A 20047-nucleotide genomic window follows, 5' to 3' on the forward strand; every position below is an offset into this window, starting at 1 on the left:
TGTTTTATGAAATTTTCGCGTTGTGGTGTGTAACTGCGAAAAGTTGTTCCGCGGGAACAGGTTTGCTGAACAGGAAACCCTGCAATTCGGAGCAACCCTGGGCGCGAAGGAAGTCCCGCTGTGCGGCGGTTTCGACCCCTTCGGCGGTAACTTTAAGCCCAAGGGTGCGTGCCATGGCGATCATGGCCTCGGCCAGGGCGGCATCATCGGTATTTTGTGGAATACCGTTAATAAAGGCGCGGTCAATTTTGATGCGTTCAATTGGCAGGCTTTTGATGGATCGCAGGCAGGAATAGCCGGTACCAAAATCGTCGATCGCGACCGAAACACCGACTGCACGCAATTCATGGAGCGTATCAATCATGATGTCTTCGTCCTGAATCATGCTTTCGGTGACTTCGATTTCCAGCCATTTCGGATCAAGTCCGGTATTGGTCAGAACACTGTGTACGGCCTTGGCAAAGCCCGGCGAGCGCATCTGACGAACCGAAACATTGATCGCGATGCGGATCGGATCTTGGCCTTCATTCTGCCAGCGGCGTGCCTGTGCACAGGCTTCTTCGACAACCCATTGGCCGATTTCGACAATCAGGCCGCTTTGTTCGGCGACCGGGATAATTTCGGCCGGACCCAGCAGGCCGTTTTCCGGATGGTTCCATCGGATCAGAGCTTCAGCCCCGGTCATTTCACCAGTATGGGCATCGACCTGCGGCTGGTAGTAAAGGCTCAATTCACCCTTTTCAAGGCCGCGTCTGAGTTCGAGGCTGCGGGTCATATAATGCGTGGCACTTTCGGTCATTTCCGATTTGTAAAACGCATAGGTACGGCGTCCCTGATCCTTGGCTGCATACATGGCGGTATCGGCCAGCCGAATAAGATCCTGCGGCGAATGGGCATTTTCGGGATAAAGGGCAATGCCGATACTGGCGGACAATGTCAGTTCGTGACCGACGATGTAGAACGGTTTTTGCAATTCATGAATGATCTGGCTGGCAAGGTTGCCTGCGGCAGCATGGCTATGCATGTTTTCGCGCACGATCAGGAATTCGTCCCCGCCAAGGCGTGCAATCGTATCGGTGCGATCAGTCAGTGCCTTGATGCGGGTTGAAACAATCAGCAGGACCTGGTCCCCGGCGGCATGGCCCAGCGTGTCGTTGATGTTCTTGAAATCATCGAGATCAAGGAACAGACAGGCGACAACGGCTCCGGTCCGCTCACAGCGTTCAATCGCACGGTTCAGGCGGTCAGTTGCCAGTAACCGGTTGGGAAGGCCGGTAAGCCCGTCATATTGGGCCAGATAATGCAGCTCCTGCTCTGCCTGTCGGATAGCAGTACGGTCGGAAATCATGGCGACGAAATGGGTCAGAACCCCGTCATCATCCTCGACCGCGATGATCTGCATCACGATTGAAATCGGGTTGCCCGACATATCGCGCGTATCAATCTCGCGGTGCCAGTGGCGGCGTGTGCGCAGCGTATGGAACAGTTCCTGATAGAAGGCAGGCGGAAACTGTTCGGGAACGATCATATAGGGAGGGGTGCCGGTAACAGTCAGGGGATCGGCACCGGTGATCTGGCAGTAGGCGCGATTGGCACTGGTGATGTTCAGGTCCGGATCAAGGATCAGGATACCGTCCTGGGTCGTTTCGAAAACCGTCATTGCCTGACGGAGTTTGTCATTGGTGATGCGCTGATCGGTGATGTCCTGCATCACACCGATGATGCGCTGGGTGCCCTTGCGGTCATTGATATAGGATTTACCGCGTGCCCGGAACCAGCACTGATGGCTGTTATCGTGGGATTGGCCGCGAAATACGATGTCGTAAAATTCGCCATTCAGGACGGCGTACTCAAATGCCTTGCGGACCATGTCCCGGTCTTCGGATGAGACACGTTCAAGGAAACCATCCCAGCTTTCGGTGATGGTTTCGGCATCATGTGTCTCGCCGGGGATGAATTTTCCAAGACCGGTGCTGTGCATTTTGCGGGTGGAAACATCAACTTCCCAGCAGCTCATCTGGGCAGCATGCATGGCAAGTGATAGCCGTTCCTGACTTTCGCGAAGGGCCAGTTCGACTTCACGGCGTTCAAGAGCCATTTGGATGGTTGCGTGCAGTTCGCGTTCGGAGAACGGTTTTAGCAAAAAGCCGTAGGGACGGGTTTTTCGCGCACGTTCCAGTGTGGTGTCTTCTGAATAGGCGGACAGATATATGATCGGGATCATCAGATGTTCAGGAATACCCGCCGCGGTTTCGATGCCGTCGAGATCGCCGTCAATGCGGATATCCATCAGGATGATATCGGGCGCATCGGTTTCAATCGCCTTAAGGGCATTGATCCCGGCACTATGGACCGATGTCCTGTCATAGCCCAGCCGCGCAAGCTGTTGGCGCAGATGCAGTGCGACGATCCGTTCGTCTTCAACAATCATGACATGGATCGGTTTGCGCATGGCGATCCTCAATCCTGTATCGTGAATCGAATGGTGATGCGGGTCGGTTTGCCGGACCGGATATCCAGCGTTCCGCCCAGTTGATCGGTTAGCAGTTCAACCAGTTGCAAGCCAAGCCCGTCGCTGCTGTCGACACAAAATCCGTCGGGAAAACCGACGCCGTCGTCCGTCAGGCTCAGTTCGATCAGGTTGGAATCAAGTTCTTGCGCGACCAGGCTGATATTGCCGGGGCTGTTCCCCGGAAAGGCGTGTTTGAGCGCATTGGTAATCAGTTCGTTGGCAATCAGGCCACAAGGCACGGCCTTGCCAATCGGTAGCGACACTGATCCCAGATCGCGTTCGAAATTGATGCGGTCGGGATCGGTATTGAAAGTCACCAGCAGCGAATTGATCAGCGCATCGCAGAAATAGTTGAAATCCACGCGCGAGACATCCTCGCTTTGATAAAGGGTCTGGTGAATCTGGGCCATTGACCGGACGCGGTTGCAGCTATCGCGCAGGATTTCGCGTGCCAGATCATCCTTGACGTTTGCGGTCTGCATATCAAGCAGGCTATGGACGATTTGCAGGTTGTTTTTGACCCGGTGATGAACTTCCGAAAGCAGAATTTCCTTTTCCTGCAGGGATTTTTCAAGCCGTTCCTGACGGCTTTTGCGATCAGAAATATCGACAATCGCAGCCAGGACCTGCACGCGGTCACCTTCGGCAATCGGGTTAAGGCCGATTTCGACGGGAAACTCGCTGCCATCCTTGCGCAACGCATAAAGATCACGCCCTGGCCCCATCGGGCGCGGGCCAGGGGAGGCGATGAAGCTGTTACGAAGGCCTGCGTGATGATGTCTGAACCTGTCAGGAACAAGCACATCGACCGGCTGACCCAGCAACTCGTCGCGGGTATAGCCGAATACCTTTTCCGTTTCGGCGTTGACCATTTCAATACGGCCTGTGGCATCGACCAATATCATCGCGTTCGGCGCATATTCGACAACGCGCCGGAAACGATGGTCTTCCTCGAATGCAACATGCTGTGCGGTCATCGTACTTCCCGAGCCATCGGTGTGCGACGCCGACAAATCCTGAGTGCCTGAAGTGTCAGCCAATCACTAATTCTCCCGTGCGTGGCGATAAGTTGCCTGAATTGGTGGTTTGTCCACCTGATCGTCGCCAATTTGAATGACCCACTCCCGGATCTATTATTGTTTTGTGGCTGCACGGATAGTTCTTCAACTTTGTCCATATCTGCGTTCGACAAGTGTTTTTCAACCACTCGTCGGTGTAGGTTTATATCTTTTCGCATTTTTGGCGTATGTTGCTGATCTGATAAGCGAATTTTGCGCATCTCATCGCCAGTACTCTCTGCCAGAGTAGGAATGAGCGAGGCGCTTTACCTGTGAAATTGCGCGTTGCAGCCCGGTCGTGCCCGATCCGGGCTTGATCTTGCGGGCCTGCGGGGATAGCTTCGCGCACGCGCGAAATCCGGGTGATTTCATGCGTGGCCGGATTTCCAGATAATTCAACGATACAACTGACAAACAAGGTTTCAAAAATGACAGCCGATCTTCGTGATGCCGCACTAAACAGCAACGTCTGGGCTTTTCAGGAAGCCCGCAAGCTGGTTGAGCGGTATAAACAGAAGAAGCCTGAAAAGGGTTATGTGCTGTTTGAAACCGGTTATGGCCCGTCGGGCCTGCCGCATATCGGGACCTTTGGCGAGGTTGCGCGCACGACCTATGTGCGTCGCGCGTTCGAAACCATGTCCGATATCCCGACCAAGCTGTTCTGCTTCTCGGATGATATGGATGGCCTTCGCAAGGTGCCCGATAATATCCCGAACAAGGACATGGTCGCGCAGCATCTTGGCAAGGCGCTGACCAGCGTGCCGGACCCGTTCGGTACGCATGAGAGCTTTGCGCATCATAACAATGCGCGTCTTTGCGATTTCCTTGACAGCTTTGGCTTTGATTACGAATTCAAATCTTCGACCGAATGCTATCGTTCTGGCATGTTCGATGCGGCCCTTCTGCGTCTTCTGGAACGGTATGATGCAATCCAGAAAATCATGCTGCCGACCCTTGGTGAAGAACGCCGCGCGACATACAGCCCGTTCATGCCGGTCGAAGAAGGTACCAACAAGGTCCTGATGGCCAAGGTGACCGAGCTTAACGTTGAAGCCGGGACCATCGTTTATGAGCATCCCGAAACCGGCAAGCTGGTCGAAACCCCGGTCACGGGCGGGCATTGCAAATTGCAGTGGAAGCCGGACTGGGCGATGCGGTGGTATGCGCTTGGCGTTGATTACGAAATGGCGGGCAAGGACCTTATTCCGTCGGTCGAACTTGGCAACAAGATCGTCAAGGCACTTGGCGGTACCCCGCCGGAAGGCTTCAATTACGAGCTGTTCCTTGACGAGAACGCGCAGAAAATCTCGAAATCCAAGGGTAACGGCATTTCAATGGAAGACTGGCTGAAATATGCGCCGGAAGACAGTCTTTCGCTGTTCATGTTCCAGAAGCCGAAAACAGCAAAGCGCCTGTATTTCGATGTTATCCCGAAAACGGTTGATGAATATCTGACCTTTGCCGACAAGCTGAAAACCGAAACCGACCCGGAAAAGCTTTTGCAGAACCCGGCATGGCACATCCATGAAGGTAAGGCACCGGAACGTGATATTCCGTTGTCATTCGGTATTCTTCTGAATCTGGTTTCGGTCTGCAATACCAGCGACCCGGAACTGCTTTGGGCGTTCATTTCGCGTTATGCCAAGGGCGCAACGCCGGAAAACGCGCCCTATCTCGACAAGCTGGTTGGCTATGCGATCAACTATTACAACGACTTCGTCAAACCGACGAAAAAATACCGTGCCGCGACGGATGCCGAAAAGGCAGCCCTGACCGAGCTTCGCGATATGCTCAAAACCCTTGATGCCGACACCGATGGTAGTGACATCCAGACGCAGGTGTTCGAGGTGGGTAAGAACCACAATTATGAAAACCTGCGTGACTGGTTCAAGGCGCTTTATGAAATCCTGCTGGGGCAGGAACAGGGGCCGCGTATGGGATCGTTCATTGCGCTTTACGGTATTGATGAAAGCATCCAGCTGATCGACCGTGCGATTGCCGGTGAAGAACTGGGCGCGTAAGCGTTCGGGTTTAAAGACTGCCGTGAAATACCAAGCGACCCGTCATCTGGCGGGTCGCTTTTTGTTTGATCCGGTTTCATTTCGTTCAATAAGTTTGATGGCATATCCCGGATGGTGATGCTTTTGCATCTGACCAAGGCGGAGTTGACGATGGGTTTCTGGCAAAAGGCGATGATTTCGGTGGCATGCAGCCCCGCACTAAGACGTATGGGCGAGGCAGTTGGGCGGAAAACCGGGCTGGCGGCGCAGTTTGTGAGTGGTGCCAATGGAGCCGATCATGTGGCACGAGCGCGAGAACTGGACGGGCAGGGTATCCGGATTTCCAGCTTTTATCTGGGCGAATATGTCACAGACCCGGCACAGGTCACGCGCACGGTTACCCAGCTTGCCGATCTGGTCCCGAAGTTGGACGAGGTTGGGCTTGATGTCCATGTTTCGGTTGATCCGTCACAGCTTGGTTATATGCAGGACCCGGCGATGTTGCGGAACAATGCGCAAAAACTGGCCGGGATGATTGGTGAAATCGCGGCCGGGCGAAATGACGAACGTTGCCGTCGCCTTATGATCGACATGGAAGATTTCGACATGATCGATGATACTTTGGCGTTGCATGATCAATTGCGTGATTTAGGTTTTCCGGTTGCCCAGACCTTGCAGGCGCGGCTGTTTCGAACCGAAGGCGACCTGATACGAAAGATTGATCAGGGCGCGATGGTGCGTCTGGTCAAGGGGGCGATGGCCCCGCCTGCCAGTGCGGCTTTTACCCGACGTTCCGATATTGATGCCAATTACCTGAAGCTGGCAGATATGATGTTGTCCGACCGGGCGCGTGAGACAGGATTTTTCCCGGTTTTCGGCTCACATCATCGCGAGCTTCTGGATAAAATTGCTAGCCTTGCCGATGCACGTGGCTGGCCGCGCGATGCATTTGAATTTGAAATGCTTTACGGTGTCAATCAGCCGTTGCAACGTGATCTTGTTTCGCGTGGTTACCGGTTGCGGCTTTATGCCCCGTTCGGAGAAGACTGGTGGGCCTATGCCTGGCGGCGTGTCGGAGAAAATCCGCGTAACCTTGGCCTGCTATTACGATCCGGGTTTAATCGTTAAACATACCGGTCTGCCATTGGGTTGCCAGAATGATGGAATTGAATTTCAAACGAAATCAGGAATTTCCATTCACCGGTTTCATCGGTAGAATGCCGGTAAATGATAGTCAATATCAACGGGCAAACATCGAAAGGATGACCGCATGAATATGGTCAAGATCATGATGGCGGGGGCAATGGCGATGCTGCTGTCGGCTTGCGCGACGGGCCCGCGCGTCTATACCGATGCCGATCCGGCGGCCGATTTTTCGCGTTACCGGACTTTTGCCTTTTATGAGTCAGCCGGAAAGTCGGACGAAAAATACGCCACCCTGCATGGTCAGCGGATCGAGGATGCTGTCAGCGCCGCGTTAGAGGCGCGGGGATACAGTGTTGATATCAACACCCCCGATATCCTGATTAACTATCATCTCAAGACCGAGGAAAAAACGCGGACATCGCCGCCGGTCTATTACGGCGGGTATTACGGCTATCGCAGCGGGATGTATGTCGGCTGGCCGGGCTATGTCGAACCGGGATATGTTGACAATTATACCGAAGGAACGATTACGGTCGATATGGTGGATCGCCGGACAGACCAGATGATCTGGGAAGGCACGGCCATCGGGCGCATCGATAGCGAGTTTCGCAATAATCCCGATCTGGGCGTGCGCAACGCCGTCGCCGCGATCTTTGGCAAATACCCCTATGTCGCTGGCAGCAGTGTCCCGGTGATGCCTGCTGCGCAGTAGGCCGAGGTTGGTGGATTTGGATAGGGAACGGGCCGGGTTTATACCGGCCCGTTTTATTATAGCCGGGATGTGACATCCATGCTGGCATGCAGGATGCGTACGATCAGGATGCCGTCCTGCTCCTGAACATAAACAATCAAATGCCGGTCATATGGATGAATACGCACAGGCGGATCAAATTCCGTGTGCTCAGTGCCAAGCAGCGGGTGATTGGCCAGCATTTGCATATGCCGATCCATACCATCAAGGTATTTTCGGCGTTGTGGGATACCCCATTCGCGCTGGGTATAGCGGCCGATTTCGACAATGTCGGTCTGTGCGGCCCGACTGACGCGGTAGTCAGGCATCTGTTGCGTCAAGATCGGCTTGAAGGGCATCCATGCTGAAGTTTTCGACGATACCGCTTTCAATTCCTTCGCGAATCATTTTTTGCATCAGCGCACGTTTTTCGGCCCGCTCCTGATCGCGGCGGATCAGATCGCGGACGTAGTCGCTGGCATTGCTGTATTTGCCTGTGTCCGCCTGTGCTTCGACCCATTCTTTCATGAGATCGGGCAGGGATACATTCATCGTCGCCATATTATCCTCCATTGGCGTGATTATCCCATTTTTTGGCAAAGTTTGTCAAAAGCAAAGCTGCCGGAGAAGTTATACAGCTCTAGCCGCCGTATTGATCATGTTCGTTCGATTAGCTGTTTTCCGCAAACGCCCAGTAAAGTTCCTGCGCGCGTTTGGTCATCGGACCGGGCTGGAGGTTGCGATCATCAAGTTTGACGCAGGGGGCGACCTTGTAATAGTTGCCGGTGCCAAAGATTTCATCGGCATTTTCAAGTTCGCTGTAGGTCACGGTTTTTTCTGTGACGTCTACGCCGTCTTCGCGCAGAAGCCTGATCACGCGTTGGCGGGTCAGGCCGTTCAGGAACGTGCCGTTGATCACGGGGGTAAACACCTTGCCATCCTTGGCGTAGAACAGGTTGGCGTATGAAAATTCCGCGACATTGCCGATCGGATCGAGCATTACGCCGGTATCAAAACCATCCTTTGTGGCCTCGGAAACCGCGCGGCCGACATTGGGATAAAGGCAGGATGCCTTGGCCTCGGTCGGCGCACTTTCGGGCGAGGGGCGGCGGAAACTTGATTTGCGGGCGGTAAAGCCGGTTTTGATCGCGTCCGGCAGGTCGGATACCGAAATGCAAAGCACGAACTGCGCGCTTTCGGGGGTCGGTGCAAGGAAACCTTCGCCGCCATAGACAATTGGTTTGATATAAAGGGCGAGCGACGGATCGAATTTCTGAACGCCTTCGCGGACAAGGGCGACGATTTCATCAGTGGTGATTTTCGGGGCAAGACCCATCAGTTCGGCCGAACGCAGCACACGGGCGCAATGAGGCACAAGATCGGGCATCTTGCCATTAATGCGGCGCGCACCGTCAAAGACCGTGGAAGCCATCCACATGCCGTGGGTCTGCGGACCGATAATCATCGGATTGCCTGCGTGCCATTCGCCTTTGTACCAGGTCCATGTTGTGACGGTTTTGGTGTCTGCGGTGGTGGCGTGACCCATTCTTCTTGCTCCTGATCGAATTTCGGATGGCATTTGCATGTCGCGGGGCGATGCAAGGCATCCAGAATAGGGTCTTTGCGTGATCATGGTCAAAGAAAACTGACAGGGTAAATGCTGGTTCGGTGCCGTTTTTAAGGAAGTTGCGATAAATGACGGTTCTGTGAAATATCCCGCATCATGCACACGTGTGCGTTGGCGGGCCGGAAGGCCTGTGATATGTGTGTGACCGTGCTGCAAGACTGAAAACAGGCACGGCCAGACGGCGTAAAGAGGGAAATTGCGCGCATGACCGAGGGGAAACATACGCCTGCAAATGGTGACGGGGCCGAACCAGGCCGCGATTTGCAGCATATTGTGACCTCGGCCGATGTTGCGCGCGAGGCCGGTGTTTCAAGATCCACCGTTTCGCGCTGTCTATCCGGCGACCGGCGGATATCGGATTCGACCCGCAAGCGCGTGCAGGAAACCGCTAACCGGCTTGGCTATCATGTCAATAAAATCGCCCGGTCGATGAATACGCGCAAAAGCGATCTGATCGGATTGGTGACATCGGGCCTTTCCGATCCGTTCCGCGTTGAGTTCCTGGATAAACTGATACTCGCCATTCAGCAGTCCGGTTATCGTCCGCTGGTGATTGATGTGTCCGATCCGGCCCAGATGGGCACATCGATGATGCATCTGTTGCAATATCAGGTGGCAGGTGTGGTTGTGACATCCGGAAGCCCGCCGCCCGAGGTGGGCGTGCATTTCCTGAAACGCAATGTGCCGGTCGTTCTGGTCAATCGCGCCGGGCGGCTTGAGGGCGCGGATGTTATCAATTGCGATAATGTGCGTGGCGGCGAAATGGCCGCTGACCTGTTGCTTGAAACCGGGAAAACCCGGTTCGGGTTTCTGAATGTCAAGGGCGGCACATTCAGTGGTAATGTTCGCGGGGAAACCTTTGTGTCGCGCATCGCGCCGCGCTTGGCGAATGGGGATATCAGCTTTACCCCGCTGGTCTGCGACAGTGCCGATTATGACGGTGGCTTTAACGCCGCGCTTAAATTCCTGGCAACACCCGAAACCGCGCCGAACGCAATTTTCTGTGCCAAGGACCATATCGCGTTGGGTCTTCTGGACGCGGCCCGGTTTGAACTGGGCCTGCGCGTGCCCGAAGATATTGCCGTGGTCGGGTTTGATGATATCGCCGCAGCCCGGCAGGGGGCCTATCAATTGACCACTGTGTGCCAAAGTGCCACGAAGCTCGCCGAAATGACGGTGGATCGGTTGCGCCAACGCATCCGGGGCGACGCCCTGACCGATCAACGGCTGATCCTGCCAGTTGAAATGACACGACGCCGGACGGCCTGAGCCGATCTTTATCGTGGCTTTCCGGCCAGTTTTTCCTCGATTTTTATCCAAAACGGCTGACTCGCGGTGTTTCTGCGGATTGTGCGCACACGTGTGCCATTGATTTCGGGCTGGAACCATTGTGTTGGGCTGCGTATGGATTTGTGTGGGGTATTTTCCGGTTCGATAAAATAGTTAATTAAATCAGTTCACTAATGGGTTTTAGGGAGCGCTTTTTCTCCTTAAATGGAATTTTTCTGTCATTTTTTAGAATTTATGATTAAATCATTCCAGCACGTGATTTGCGCAATGGTAATGCACACGTGTGCATTCAACGAAATGCAAACCGGGAGGAAACCCAAATGACGATCAGAAATTCTCTTTTTGCCACTGTCGCGATTTCAGGCCTGATGGCGGTTGCGACCACCGGTTCGGCCAATGCGGCGGGGCGGCTTAATGTCATCTGCTCGGCCGATAATGAATGGTGCGAGATGATGGAAACCGCGTTCGAACTGGAACATGACATCGATGTATCGATGGTTCGCAAAAGTTCGGGCGAGGCTTATGCACAGGTACGTGCCGAGGCTGCCAATCCGAAGCTTGATATCTGGTGGGGCGGGACGGGAGATCCGCATCTTCAGGCCGCTGCCGAAGGCCTGACCGAGGTTTATGAATCCCCGCAACTGGGCGATTTGAACGACTGGGCAGTGCGTCAGGCCAAGAATGCCGATTATCGCACGGTTGGCGTTTATGCCGGGGCGCTTGGCATCGGGTATAACAACGATCTTCTGGCAAAAAAGGGCCTGCCGGCACCGAAATGCTGGGAAGATCTGAAAAACCCGGCCTATAAGGGTGAAATTCAGGTCGCCAATCCGAATTCTTCGGGGACGTCCTATACCGCGCTTGCGACACTGGTGCAGCTGTTTGGCGAGGAAAAGGCGTTTGATCTGCTGAAGGAAATCCACAAGAACGTCAACCAGTACACCAAATCGGGTTCCGCCCCGATCAAGGCGGCTGCGGTTGGGGAAACCACAATCGGCATTACTTTTATGCATGACATGGTCGCCCAGATCAAACAGGGGGCGAACCTGACGGTGGTGTCGCCGTGCGAGGGGACCGGTTACGAAGTGGGCTCCATGAGCATCATCAAAGGTGCACGTAACCTTGAAAATGCGAAAATCTGGGCCGAATTCGCATTGTCACCGAAAACCCAGTCGATTGCCGAAGACGCGCACAGCTATCAGGTGCCGTCCAACAAAGAGTCCAAAATTCCCGATGGCGCGCCGCGCCTGACCGAATTGAAGCTGATTGACTATGACTTCGCGAAATACGGGGATGCGGAAACCCGCCGTCATCTTCTGTCGCGTTGGGACGAAGAAGTCAAAACCGCGCCGCAATAAGCGCGATCTGCCTTAACGGTTCTGTCCGTCCGATGCGACCATCGGGCGGACAGGGCCAGACTTCCCAATTCGGCGTGCAGGAGAGTTTCGGTGAACCGGATGCTTTGGTTCTGGCTGGTGATCGGCTGGATCGGTTTTGCAATTTTACCCTGGTATCAGCAGGAATACGGGTTCTGGACCCTGGAATGGCTGTATGACGGCTATCCGATGTATGGCGATTATTCGCCTGCGATCCTGCAAGCGACCTTCCATCAAAAATTCTGGCTGTTGCCGATTGCGGCATTTCTGCTGGCACCACTCGCACTGGCGCGCGCCGGGCGCGATCATCCGCATTATGCCCGTATCCTGATTTCATGCGGGCTGGGTGGCTTGGTCTATCTGGTCGGGCAGGGCTTTTTTGTCGGTATTTCCGGCTGGGGATTTGGCTGGCTTGATGCGATATTCGGCCCGCTTGATGTCCGGCAATATGGCCTTGGCTATGGCGCGATGTTTACCGCGGCCTGCCTGCTTGTAATGCTTTGCACCGGTCTTGCCGCGGCGGGGGCGATGCGGGGCGATGTGTTTGTCACATCCGCCATCGGGACGGTTATTGCGCTTGTCGGGTTGTTTGTATTCTTTCCGGTTGCGCGCATTTTCATCGGATCGTTTGTCGATCTTGATGGCAACCTTTCGGGCGTGGCCTTTATCCGCAATTTCTTTGACGACAGCATCTGGGGGCTGGGCTGCCTTGCCGGGGGTGTTTGCGGGGTTGCGTGGAACACGGCGTTTCTGGCGGTTCTGACCGCTGTTTCAACCACGCTGCTTGGGCTTTCATTTGCGCTTGTCGTGACGCGGACCGGGTTCCGGTTCAAAAAGCCGCTTCGGGTTTTGACGGTACTGCCGATCATTACCCCGCCATTCGTGATCGGCCTGGCATTGATCCTTCTTTTTGGCAGATCGGGGGCTGTTACGCAGTTCTTTGCTGATCTGCTCGGGGTGGAGGCAGGGCGCTGGCTTTATGGCCTCCCTGGAATCTGGCTGGCACAGACCCTGTCCTTCACTCCGATTTCTTTTTTGGTGCTGATCGGTGTGGTTGAAGGCGTCAGCCCGTCGATGGAAGAAGCATCGCAAACCCTGCGTGCCGGGCGGTGGCAGACATTCGTTAATGTGTCGCTGCCCTTGATGAGGCCCGGTTTGGCCAATGCCTTTTTGCTGGCCTTCATCGAAAGCATGGCCGATTTCGGCAACCCGATGGTCCTGGGCGGTAATTACGAGGTGCTGTCGACCGAGATATTCTTTGCCATTGTCGGTGCACAGAACGATGCCGGGCGTGCAGCCGTTCTGGCGATGATCCTGCTGTTCTTCACACTTTCGGCCTTTGCAGCACAGCGTTTCTGGCTGGGCAAGAAATCCTATGCCACGGTGTCGGGCAAGGCCGATAACGGTGCGCATGTCGGGCTTAATCCCGGTATGCGTCTGGCATGCTATTTCACAGCCATTCCGTGGGCGATCTTTACGGTCGTGCTGTATGGCATGATTTTCTATGGTAGTTTCGTCAAACGCTGGGGCTTTGATAACAGCCTGACGTTCGATAATTACAGCGATGCGTTCGGTGTCGGCTGGAGCGAGCATGGCATCGTCTGGGCCGGGGCGGCATGGGACAGTTTCTGGACCACGTTAAACATCTCGGCGATTGCAGCACCTTTGACCGCAGCAGTAGGTCTGACGACGGCCTATCTGCTGGTGCGGCAAAACTTCCGGGGCAAAAGTGCCTTTGAATTCGGCACGATGTTAAGTTTTGCCATTCCGGGTACGGTGATTGGTGTCAGTTATATTCTGGCGTTTAACGTGCCGCCGTTTGAATTGACCGGCACGGGTGTGATCCTTGTGATCTGCTTTATCTTCCGCAATATGCCGGTCGGGGTGCGCGGCGGGATTGCCGCCATGAGCCAGCTTGACAAAAGCCTTGATGAAGCATCCCTGACGCTTGGTGCCAACAGCTTTACCACGTTCCGTCGTGTGATCCTGCCGCTTCTGCGCCCGGCGATTGTTGCGGCACTGGTTTACAGCTTTGTACGCGCGATCACGTCGGTCAGTGCGGTGATCTTCCTGGTCAGTGCCGACCACAATATGGCGACATCCTATATCATCGGGCTTGTGGAAAACGGGCGATACGGCGTTGCGATTGCCTATTGCAGTGTTCTGATCCTTGTCATGCTGACCGCGATCCTTGTTGTGAACGGCCTGATCGGGCAACGGCGTTTGCGCCGCGAGGACCGGGTTGAAGCAACACCGGACAAGTCAGCGACAGGAAATCTGAGAGAGAAGCATTCATGAAACTGAAAACGCGTGCGGGTTCGGTCGTATTCGACAATGTCACCAAGACCTATGGTCACGGGGCAGTTACCGCGATCGACAATGTATCTTTCACCATCCATCCGGGCGAGCTTGTCACCCTTCTGGGGCCAAGCGGCTGTGGCAAGACCACGACCCTTCGGATGATTGCCGGGCTTGAACATGCGACAACCGGCCGTATCCTGATTGGTGGCAAGGACGTCACACAGCTTCCGGCGACGGACCGTGATGTCAGTATGGTGTTTCAGTCCTATGCGCTGTTTCCGCATATGACGGTGGCGGAAAACGTTGCCTATGGGCTGAGTGTTACCGGCGTTGCCAAGGCCGAAGCCAGGGAAAAGGCCGAGGAAGGCCTTAACCTTGTGGGCTTGGGCGGTTATGGCAGTCGCCTGCCGTCCGAGCTTTCGGGCGGGCAGCAGCAAAGGGTTGCGGTGGCGCGTGCGCTGGTGCTGGAACCCGAAGTTCTGTTGCTGGACGAGCCGTTATCAAACCTTGATGCCAAGCTTCGCCGCCATGTGCGGACCGAAATCCGCGATTTGCAGCAGAAACTTGGCCTGACGGCGGTTTATGTGACCCATGATCAGGAAGAAGCATTGGCCGTGTCGGACCGGATCATCGTGATGAACCGGGCCGTTATTGCGCAGCAGGGCACGCCACGTGAATTATATGAACAGCCGCAATCGGAATTTATCGCCGACTTTATCGGTGATGCCAATCTGGTTGACGGGGAAATCATCAGCATCGATGGCAATCATGCCCGTGTCGATATCGGGGGCGCGCAATGCAATTTGCGTCATCGCGGGCAGGCAAAGGGACCGGTCCGGGTTGCCGTGCGGCCCGATGCGGTGCAACTGACCGGATTGGCGGCGATTGCGGGTGATGCGCATGTCATTGAAACGTCGCTAAAAGGTCACATTACGCATGCAGCCTATCTTGGTAGTCAGATGCAGTATTCCGTGGCAACCCCGATTGGCGAGCTGTTTGTGATCGATCACCGGATCGATACACCGATCATCGCGGGCGAAGAGGTTGCCATCGGCTTTTCTGAACGCGGGATGGCCGTGGTTTCGGCAGAATAATCGATCAACAACAAAACTGTTTCAGGCAGGGACAAAGTGGAAAAAGCATTCTCGGGAATTGATATCGAGGCACGGTTTGAACATGCGCGCGACGTGATCCGCGAGGCGGGAAAACGCGCCATGGAGTATTATGAAGGCGACGCTGCCGATCTTGCGATTGAAACCAAAACCAACGCGCTTGATATGGTCAGCATTGCGGACAAAAACGTCGAGGCGATCATTCGTGACCGGATCGGTGATGCCTTTCCCGAGGATGGTTTCCTCGGCGAGGAAATGGGCATCGAGAAGGGCGATAATGACTGCCTTTGGGTGATTGACCCGATTGATGGCACGGCCTGTTTTGTCAATCAGATGCCGACCTGGTGCATTTCGGTTGCCCTTATGATCGGCAAAGAGGCGGTTATCGGCCTGATCTATCATCCGTGCAATGACGAGCTTTTCAGTGCAGTTGTCGGCGACGGGGCGCGTGTGAATGGCGAGCCGGTCAAGGCCAGCAATGCCAAACTTGTCAGTGATGGTGTCATGGGGATCGGCATGTCGCATCGCCTGCCAAGCAGTTCGATCGTGCCGGTGATTGGCCAGTTGCTGGACGAGGAAGGCATGTTCATCCGCAACGGATCCTGCGCGTTGATGATGGCCTATGCCAGTGCCGGGCGTTTGATCGGCTATTACGAGCCGCATATCAATCCGTGGGATTGCATGGCGGGGATTGTCCTGATGCGTGAGGCGGGGGGCTGGTGCAATGATTTTCTTGATCTGCCCAACGTGCTTGAAAATGGCGGGCCGATATTGGCCGCGGGCCCCAATGTTGCCAAACATCTGGCGGATATGATCGGGCTTTCGTATCGGGGCTGATCACACCTGATGGCGCGATATCGTATCCATGCTGACCGGTGCCGGGTTTATTCCCCAGTGCCGGTCAGTTGCTGTTTGCGTTCAGACAGCATGCGATAATCAAGGCGTGCGAGTTCCTGATTGATCGCCTTGATATCGAGCGGCTTGGTGCAGTGTGCATCCATTCCTGCCGCACGAAATTCGGCCAGATTGTCGTTTGACGTGTCGGCGGTCAGGGCGAGAACCGGGATGGTTGCCTTGACCGGGTCGGCAAATTCGCGGATCTGGCGGGTGGCTTCGATCCCGTCCATGACGGGCATGTGCACATCCATCAGGACCGCGTCAAAATCATGGGCAAGCAACTGATCAAGGGCTTCCTGCCCATTGGCGGCGGTGACGATTTCATGGCCCTGCTGTTCAAGCAGTTTCTGGGCGAGAATACGGTTGATCTGGATATCCTCGACCAGAAGAAGCTTCCGTCCCATGACGCGCGGTTTGTCGGGATCGGCGAGGCCGAGATGACGGTCGTCTTCGGCGTCACTGCCCAGTTTTGGCGCGCCTGTCAACGGCAGGTTGAGATCAAACCAGAAGGTGCTGCCCGTACCCTCGGTGCTTTCGACGTCAATCGTGCCGCCCATCGCCAGGATCATTTTCTGACAGATCGCAAGGCCAAGGCCGGTTCCGCCAAAACGGCGCGTTGTCGATGTGTCTACCTGTGTGAAGGCCTCGAAGATCGAACGGACCTTGTCAGCGGGAATGCCGATCCCCTCATCACGCACAGCAACGCGGAATGCCATGCGGCCATTGGCGATCTTCTGCGGGATGATGGCAACATCTATATTGCCGGATTTGGTGAATTTGATCGCGTTCGAAACAAAGTTGGTCAGGACCTGCTTGATGCGGACCGGGTCGCCGACCACCCAGCGCGGCATGTCAGCCGGGATATCAAGATGCAGGCGGTTATCCTGATTGCGTGCCGGGACCATCATCATGGAAACGACTTCCTCGCATATCGCGTGGATGTCGGTCGGGACTTCTTCAAGGACAAGTTTGCCTGCTTCGATCTTTGACAGATCAAGGACATCACCGATCAGCGACAGAACATGCCGTCCGGCACCATTGATGGTCGAAAGATAGCTTCGGATGGTTTCGGACGGTTCGTTTTTGTCGATGGCATCGCGTGCCAGCTGGGCGTAGCCCAGGATCGAGGTCATTGGGGACCTGAATTCGTGGCTCATATGGGCGATGAATTCGGATTTTGCGCGGTCGGCCTGCTGCGCCTGATTCATGGCGTTTTCGGCTTCCTGTCGGGCGTTATCAAGTTCGCTGGTACGCTGATAGACCAGATCAACAATCCGTTTTTCAGTGCGGGTCAGGGACCGCAGATAGACCATCAGAAGGATGCTGATGGTGGCGCCAAATACAAAGATCGCCCATGGCTGCCAGTATAAAAGGCCATTCAGGCGGGCTTCGGGCCCGTGCAGGACAATGGTCCAGTCGCGGAAGCCAAAGGTAAAGGTCGATACTTTGGGGTTGTAGCCTGCCGTGATTTCGTCCGCGATGTGGCTCATCGCATAGTCGGGCCTGCGGTTGGAATAGATCAGTTGATGGCCTGCCGGTGCATCCAGATCGGCCAGATGGATTTCAAAATCCGATGGCAGGCGCGCAATGCGTGCCGCGCGCGTGATCATGTTTGTCAGGCGGAGCACACCCACGGCAAGACCAAGCGGTGCCGCACCGGGATTGCGCCGGTTCGGGACATTCAGAAAGGCAAGGGCTGTGACCTCGGACGAGGCGGACTGGACCAGTTTGACCGGCTCGGTCAGGGTAATGTTGCCGGTACGGATGGCAGTTTGCAGGGCGCGATTGCGGATTTCCTCGCTTGAAAGGTCAAAGCCGATCACGTTTTCATTACCGGATCGCGGAAAGATATAGAAAACCGGGAAATAGGCATCGCGTTCCGGTGCCGGTTGCATTTGGCCATCGACCAGACTGCGGATTTCAAAATTTTCAACCCCGCGCAGCGATGCGTTTTCCTCGATCAGGGCACGGGCGCGGCCTTCGATATAGGGCACCCATTCCAGCGCACCGACACCCGCGCGCCGTTCCACCCACGGGCCGATCATGGCGTTAAATGTGTGGAATGACACGTCACCATGCACGTCAAACAGGGTGCGAACCGCAATCAGGCTGTCGGTGGCACGGCCGAGTTCCTCGCGAAGGGATGCCTCGAACGCGCGGCGATATTGTTCGGTCTGGGCATCGGTGGCCTCGTTGATCTGACCGAACGTGTACCACGCCGCCAGCCCGGATATTGAAAACCCCAGCAGACCGACAATCAGCGCAAGATTGCGGCGCAGCCGGTGAATATCGTTTGAAATCCTGCCGTCGCGGGTGCGCGAGGTAACGATGTTGATTTTTTCGATCCCCGCACCCAGCAACAGGGTGCCGATGGTGACCACGATGACATAGCTGTAAAGGTTTGCCAGCCCGACATTCATATTGATGTTGAGAAACGTGCTTTCGCCCATTGCGGCAAAAACCACGATATCAATCACGATAAGGGCATTGACCAGTGCCGCGCCAAGCAGCCCGAACCGGATGGCCCCCCACAGGACAAAAGGCAGGGAGACAAAGATAAACAGATATTCTGGCTTGGCGATCAGCGGCGTGGTTTGCACGGCAGACGAGACAATGATCGTTGCGACGCAGACAAAGGTAAGTTCGGCATAATAGGCCAAGCCGTTTGCGCGCCATTTCTGATGGATCAGGCGCAGGACCAGCGGCCCGATCACCAGTGCCCCCACCAGATCGCCAAGCCACCAGCCGTGCCAGATGGTGGTGAACTGATCGAAATTTCCGATTACCGTCAGGCTGAGGCTGAGCGTGCCACAAAGGGCGGCAAGTGCCGGGCCGCCGATCCCGCCGATGGCAATCAGGCCAAATATGCCGCGCGCGGACAGAAGGGGGGGCTTGCTGCAAAATCTGACGATCAGAAGCGATGAAAGGGTTGCGGCCAAAGTATTGCCGGTCGCGATCAGAACGGCCGTTTCCGGCGGCGCGGATGTTGTCAGATTGACAAGAAGTGCGCCCAGAAATACCGCCGGAAAATACCGCCATCCCCATGCAACCAGGGCACCCAGCGCAATCCCGGATGGGGCCCAGATCAGGGTGACGCTGCTGCCATAAAAGGGAAACTGCAACCCGGCATAACCGAAAACGAAATAGGTTAGCGTGATCGCCGCAAAGCGGATGATATGAACAGGGCCCAGACGCAAATTCGATCCTTCCCGGGGTTGGGGCGCTATTGCTTCAGATGGGAAATCATACGCAAAAAGGAATATCCCAACCGCATTGTTTCAGATCGATTATCACGCAAATTCCCCGATGCACCATCCCCATTTGAGGAGATCGCAAAGGGTGGGGGGCTTTTACTGGCTGACCCAAAGGACGCGGGCGATCCAATCAATGTCGCGGGCCTCGACATAGCGGTCTTCATAAGCCGGGTTCAGCGATTTGAGTTCCACCCCCATCGCCCCGCGGCGGACCAGTTCCTTGGCCATGACTTCGCCCGATGTGGTTTTCAGAACCACGCGATCCTGCGGGCGGATATTTGATGCCGGGGAGACGACAATCAGATCGCCATCGCGAAAGACCGGGGCCATGGAATCCCCCGAAATCCGAAGCCCGTAGGCGGTCGGATCGTGCAGGGCGGGAAAGGTGATGTCTTCCCATGCGCCGCCGACCGGATAACCGGCATCATCAAAAAAGCCGCGATTTCCGGCCTGGGCAAAGCCGATGACCGGCACGCGCCCGGCCCCGTTGCCATCGACAAGCTGGGCGAATTCCTGAAAGGTGACATTGGTGACCGAGAGCACCTTTGAAATGCTTTCGGTCGAGGGCCAGCGGGGTTTGCCCTGATTTGTCGTTCGTTTGGACCGGTTGAATGTGGTGGGGTCAAGCTGCGCCAAACGGGCCAGTCCGGAGGGGGACAGCCCGTTATCTTCGGCGATCTTGTCAAGCGCGCCCCATATCTGTTCTTGCCGGATCATGCGTCATCCTAGCAGCCTGTTATTGCT

At 55.4% G+C, this 20047-nt stretch carries 15 protein-coding genes; 8 read left to right on the top strand and 7 right to left on the bottom strand.

Features of this window, described 5'->3' with window-relative positions:
- Window positions 1-4: 4 nt before the first annotated feature.
- Complete coding sequence (locus tag J7395_RS10860; protein WP_209221477.1) at window positions 5-2452, bottom strand: EAL domain-containing protein; 2448 nt, start codon at window positions 2450-2452, stop codon at window positions 5-7.
- An 8-nt stretch (window positions 2453-2460) separates the two neighbouring features.
- Complete coding sequence (locus tag J7395_RS10865; RefSeq protein ID WP_247742090.1) at window positions 2461-3552, bottom strand: histidine kinase dimerization/phosphoacceptor domain -containing protein; 1092 nt, start codon at window positions 3550-3552, stop codon at window positions 2461-2463.
- 446 nt (window positions 3553-3998) lie between these two features.
- Between J7395_RS10865 and J7395_RS10870 the strand changes: the two genes are divergently transcribed.
- The 3 genes from J7395_RS10870 (at window position 3999) to J7395_RS10880 (ending at window position 7428) form a co-directional block, all read left to right on the top strand.
- Window positions 3999-5591 carry a lysine--tRNA ligase gene (locus tag J7395_RS10870; RefSeq protein ID WP_209221478.1) on the top strand — a complete coding sequence of 531 codons (1593 nt, stop codon included), beginning with the start codon at window positions 3999-4001 and terminating at the stop codon, window positions 5589-5591.
- Between the two features lie 150 nt (window positions 5592-5741).
- Window positions 5742-6698: a proline dehydrogenase family protein gene (locus J7395_RS10875; protein ID WP_209221479.1), complete on the top strand. Its 957-nt coding sequence runs from the start codon at window positions 5742-5744 to the stop codon at window positions 6696-6698.
- A gap of 142 nt (window positions 6699-6840) precedes the next feature.
- Window positions 6841-7428: a DUF4136 domain-containing protein gene (locus J7395_RS10880; RefSeq protein WP_062952755.1), complete on the top strand. Its 588-nt coding sequence runs from the start codon at window positions 6841-6843 to the stop codon at window positions 7426-7428.
- A gap of 56 nt (window positions 7429-7484) precedes the next feature.
- Here J7395_RS10880 and J7395_RS10885 read toward each other — a convergent pair whose 3' ends face one another.
- The 3 genes from J7395_RS10885 to J7395_RS10895 all read right to left on the bottom strand — a co-directional run bounded on the left by J7395_RS10885 (window position 7485) and on the right by J7395_RS10895 (window position 8992).
- A complete protein-coding gene (locus J7395_RS10885) occupies window positions 7485-7775 on the bottom strand; it encodes a type II toxin-antitoxin system RelE/ParE family toxin (protein WP_062952754.1) in 291 nt (96 codons plus the stop codon).
- On the bottom strand, window positions 7768-8007 hold the full coding sequence (locus J7395_RS10890) for a type II toxin-antitoxin system ParD family antitoxin (protein ID WP_062960929.1): 240 nt from the start codon (window positions 8005-8007) through the stop codon (window positions 7768-7770). The genes J7395_RS10885 and J7395_RS10890 overlap by 8 nt, the downstream gene beginning before the upstream one ends.
- A 109-nt stretch (window positions 8008-8116) precedes the next feature.
- Entirely contained in the window at window positions 8117-8992 is an 876-nt protein-coding gene (locus tag J7395_RS10895; protein WP_209221480.1) for a branched-chain amino acid aminotransferase, read from the bottom strand.
- Window positions 8993-9277: 285 nt separating this feature from the next.
- On the opposite strand from J7395_RS10895, the gene J7395_RS10900 reads away from it, so the two are divergent.
- The 5 genes from J7395_RS10900 (at window position 9278) to J7395_RS10920 (ending at window position 15989) form a co-directional block, all read left to right on the top strand.
- A complete protein-coding gene (locus J7395_RS10900) occupies window positions 9278-10342 on the top strand; it encodes a LacI family DNA-binding transcriptional regulator (protein WP_209221481.1) in 1065 nt (354 codons plus the stop codon).
- Window positions 10343-10683: 341 nt separating this feature from the next.
- On the top strand, window positions 10684-11721 hold the full coding sequence (locus J7395_RS10905) for an ABC transporter substrate-binding protein (RefSeq protein WP_062952750.1): 1038 nt from the start codon (window positions 10684-10686) through the stop codon (window positions 11719-11721).
- A gap of 99 nt (window positions 11722-11820) precedes the next feature.
- Window positions 11821-14037, top strand: a complete 2217-nt coding sequence (locus J7395_RS10910) for an iron ABC transporter permease (protein ID WP_209221827.1) — start codon at window positions 11821-11823, stop codon at window positions 14035-14037.
- On the top strand, window positions 14034-15134 hold the full coding sequence (locus J7395_RS10915) for an ABC transporter ATP-binding protein (protein ID WP_209221482.1): 1101 nt from the start codon (window positions 14034-14036) through the stop codon (window positions 15132-15134). The genes J7395_RS10910 and J7395_RS10915 overlap by 4 nt, the downstream gene beginning before the upstream one ends.
- A gap of 36 nt (window positions 15135-15170) precedes the next feature.
- The gene (locus J7395_RS10920; RefSeq protein WP_209221483.1) at window positions 15171-15989 is read left to right on the top strand and encodes an inositol monophosphatase; all 819 of its coding nucleotides are present in this window, start codon (window positions 15171-15173) and stop codon (window positions 15987-15989) included.
- A gap of 47 nt (window positions 15990-16036) precedes the next feature.
- On the opposite strand, the gene J7395_RS10925 is transcribed toward J7395_RS10920, so the two are convergent.
- Both J7395_RS10925 and J7395_RS10930 read right to left on the bottom strand, forming a co-directional pair.
- The gene (locus J7395_RS10925) at window positions 16037-19246 is read right to left on the bottom strand and encodes a CHASE domain-containing protein (protein ID WP_247742091.1); all 3210 of its coding nucleotides are present in this window, start codon (window positions 19244-19246) and stop codon (window positions 16037-16039) included.
- A 153-nt stretch (window positions 19247-19399) separates the two neighbouring features.
- The gene (locus J7395_RS10930) at window positions 19400-20020 is read right to left on the bottom strand and encodes a helix-turn-helix transcriptional regulator (RefSeq protein ID WP_209221484.1); all 621 of its coding nucleotides are present in this window, start codon (window positions 20018-20020) and stop codon (window positions 19400-19402) included.
- Window positions 20021-20047: the final 27 nt, after the last annotated feature.

It is taken from the genome of Thalassospira sp. A3_1 (genome assembly GCF_017744215.1).
Classification (GTDB): Bacteria; Pseudomonadota; Alphaproteobacteria; order Rhodospirillales; family Thalassospiraceae; genus Thalassospira; species Thalassospira lucentensis_A.

Coding starts and splice junctions, on each gene's coding strand:
- J7395_RS10900 (WP_209221481.1), top strand. CDS start 9,278: ATGACCGAGGGGAAACATACGCCTGCAAATGGTGACGGGGCCGAACCA.
- J7395_RS10885 (WP_062952754.1), bottom strand. CDS start 7,775: ATGCCTGACTACCGCGTCAGTCGGGCCGCACAGACCGACATTGTCGAA.
- J7395_RS10930 (WP_209221484.1), bottom strand. CDS start 20,020: ATGATCCGGCAAGAACAGATATGGGGCGCGCTTGACAAGATCGCCGAA.
- J7395_RS10895 (WP_209221480.1), bottom strand. CDS start 8,992: ATGGGTCACGCCACCACCGCAGACACCAAAACCGTCACAACATGGACC.
- J7395_RS10875 (WP_209221479.1), top strand. CDS start 5,742: ATGGGTTTCTGGCAAAAGGCGATGATTTCGGTGGCATGCAGCCCCGCA.
- J7395_RS10870 (WP_209221478.1), top strand. CDS start 3,999: ATGACAGCCGATCTTCGTGATGCCGCACTAAACAGCAACGTCTGGGCT.
- J7395_RS10880 (WP_062952755.1), top strand. CDS start 6,841: ATGAATATGGTCAAGATCATGATGGCGGGGGCAATGGCGATGCTGCTG.
- J7395_RS10905 (WP_062952750.1), top strand. CDS start 10,684: ATGACGATCAGAAATTCTCTTTTTGCCACTGTCGCGATTTCAGGCCTG.
- J7395_RS10860 (WP_209221477.1), bottom strand. CDS start 2,452: ATGCGCAAACCGATCCATGTCATGATTGTTGAAGACGAACGGATCGTC.
- J7395_RS10915 (WP_209221482.1), top strand. CDS start 14,034: ATGAAACTGAAAACGCGTGCGGGTTCGGTCGTATTCGACAATGTCACC.
- J7395_RS10890 (WP_062960929.1), bottom strand. CDS start 8,007: ATGGCGACGATGAATGTATCCCTGCCCGATCTCATGAAAGAATGGGTC.
- J7395_RS10910 (WP_209221827.1), top strand. CDS start 11,821: ATGCTTTGGTTCTGGCTGGTGATCGGCTGGATCGGTTTTGCAATTTTA.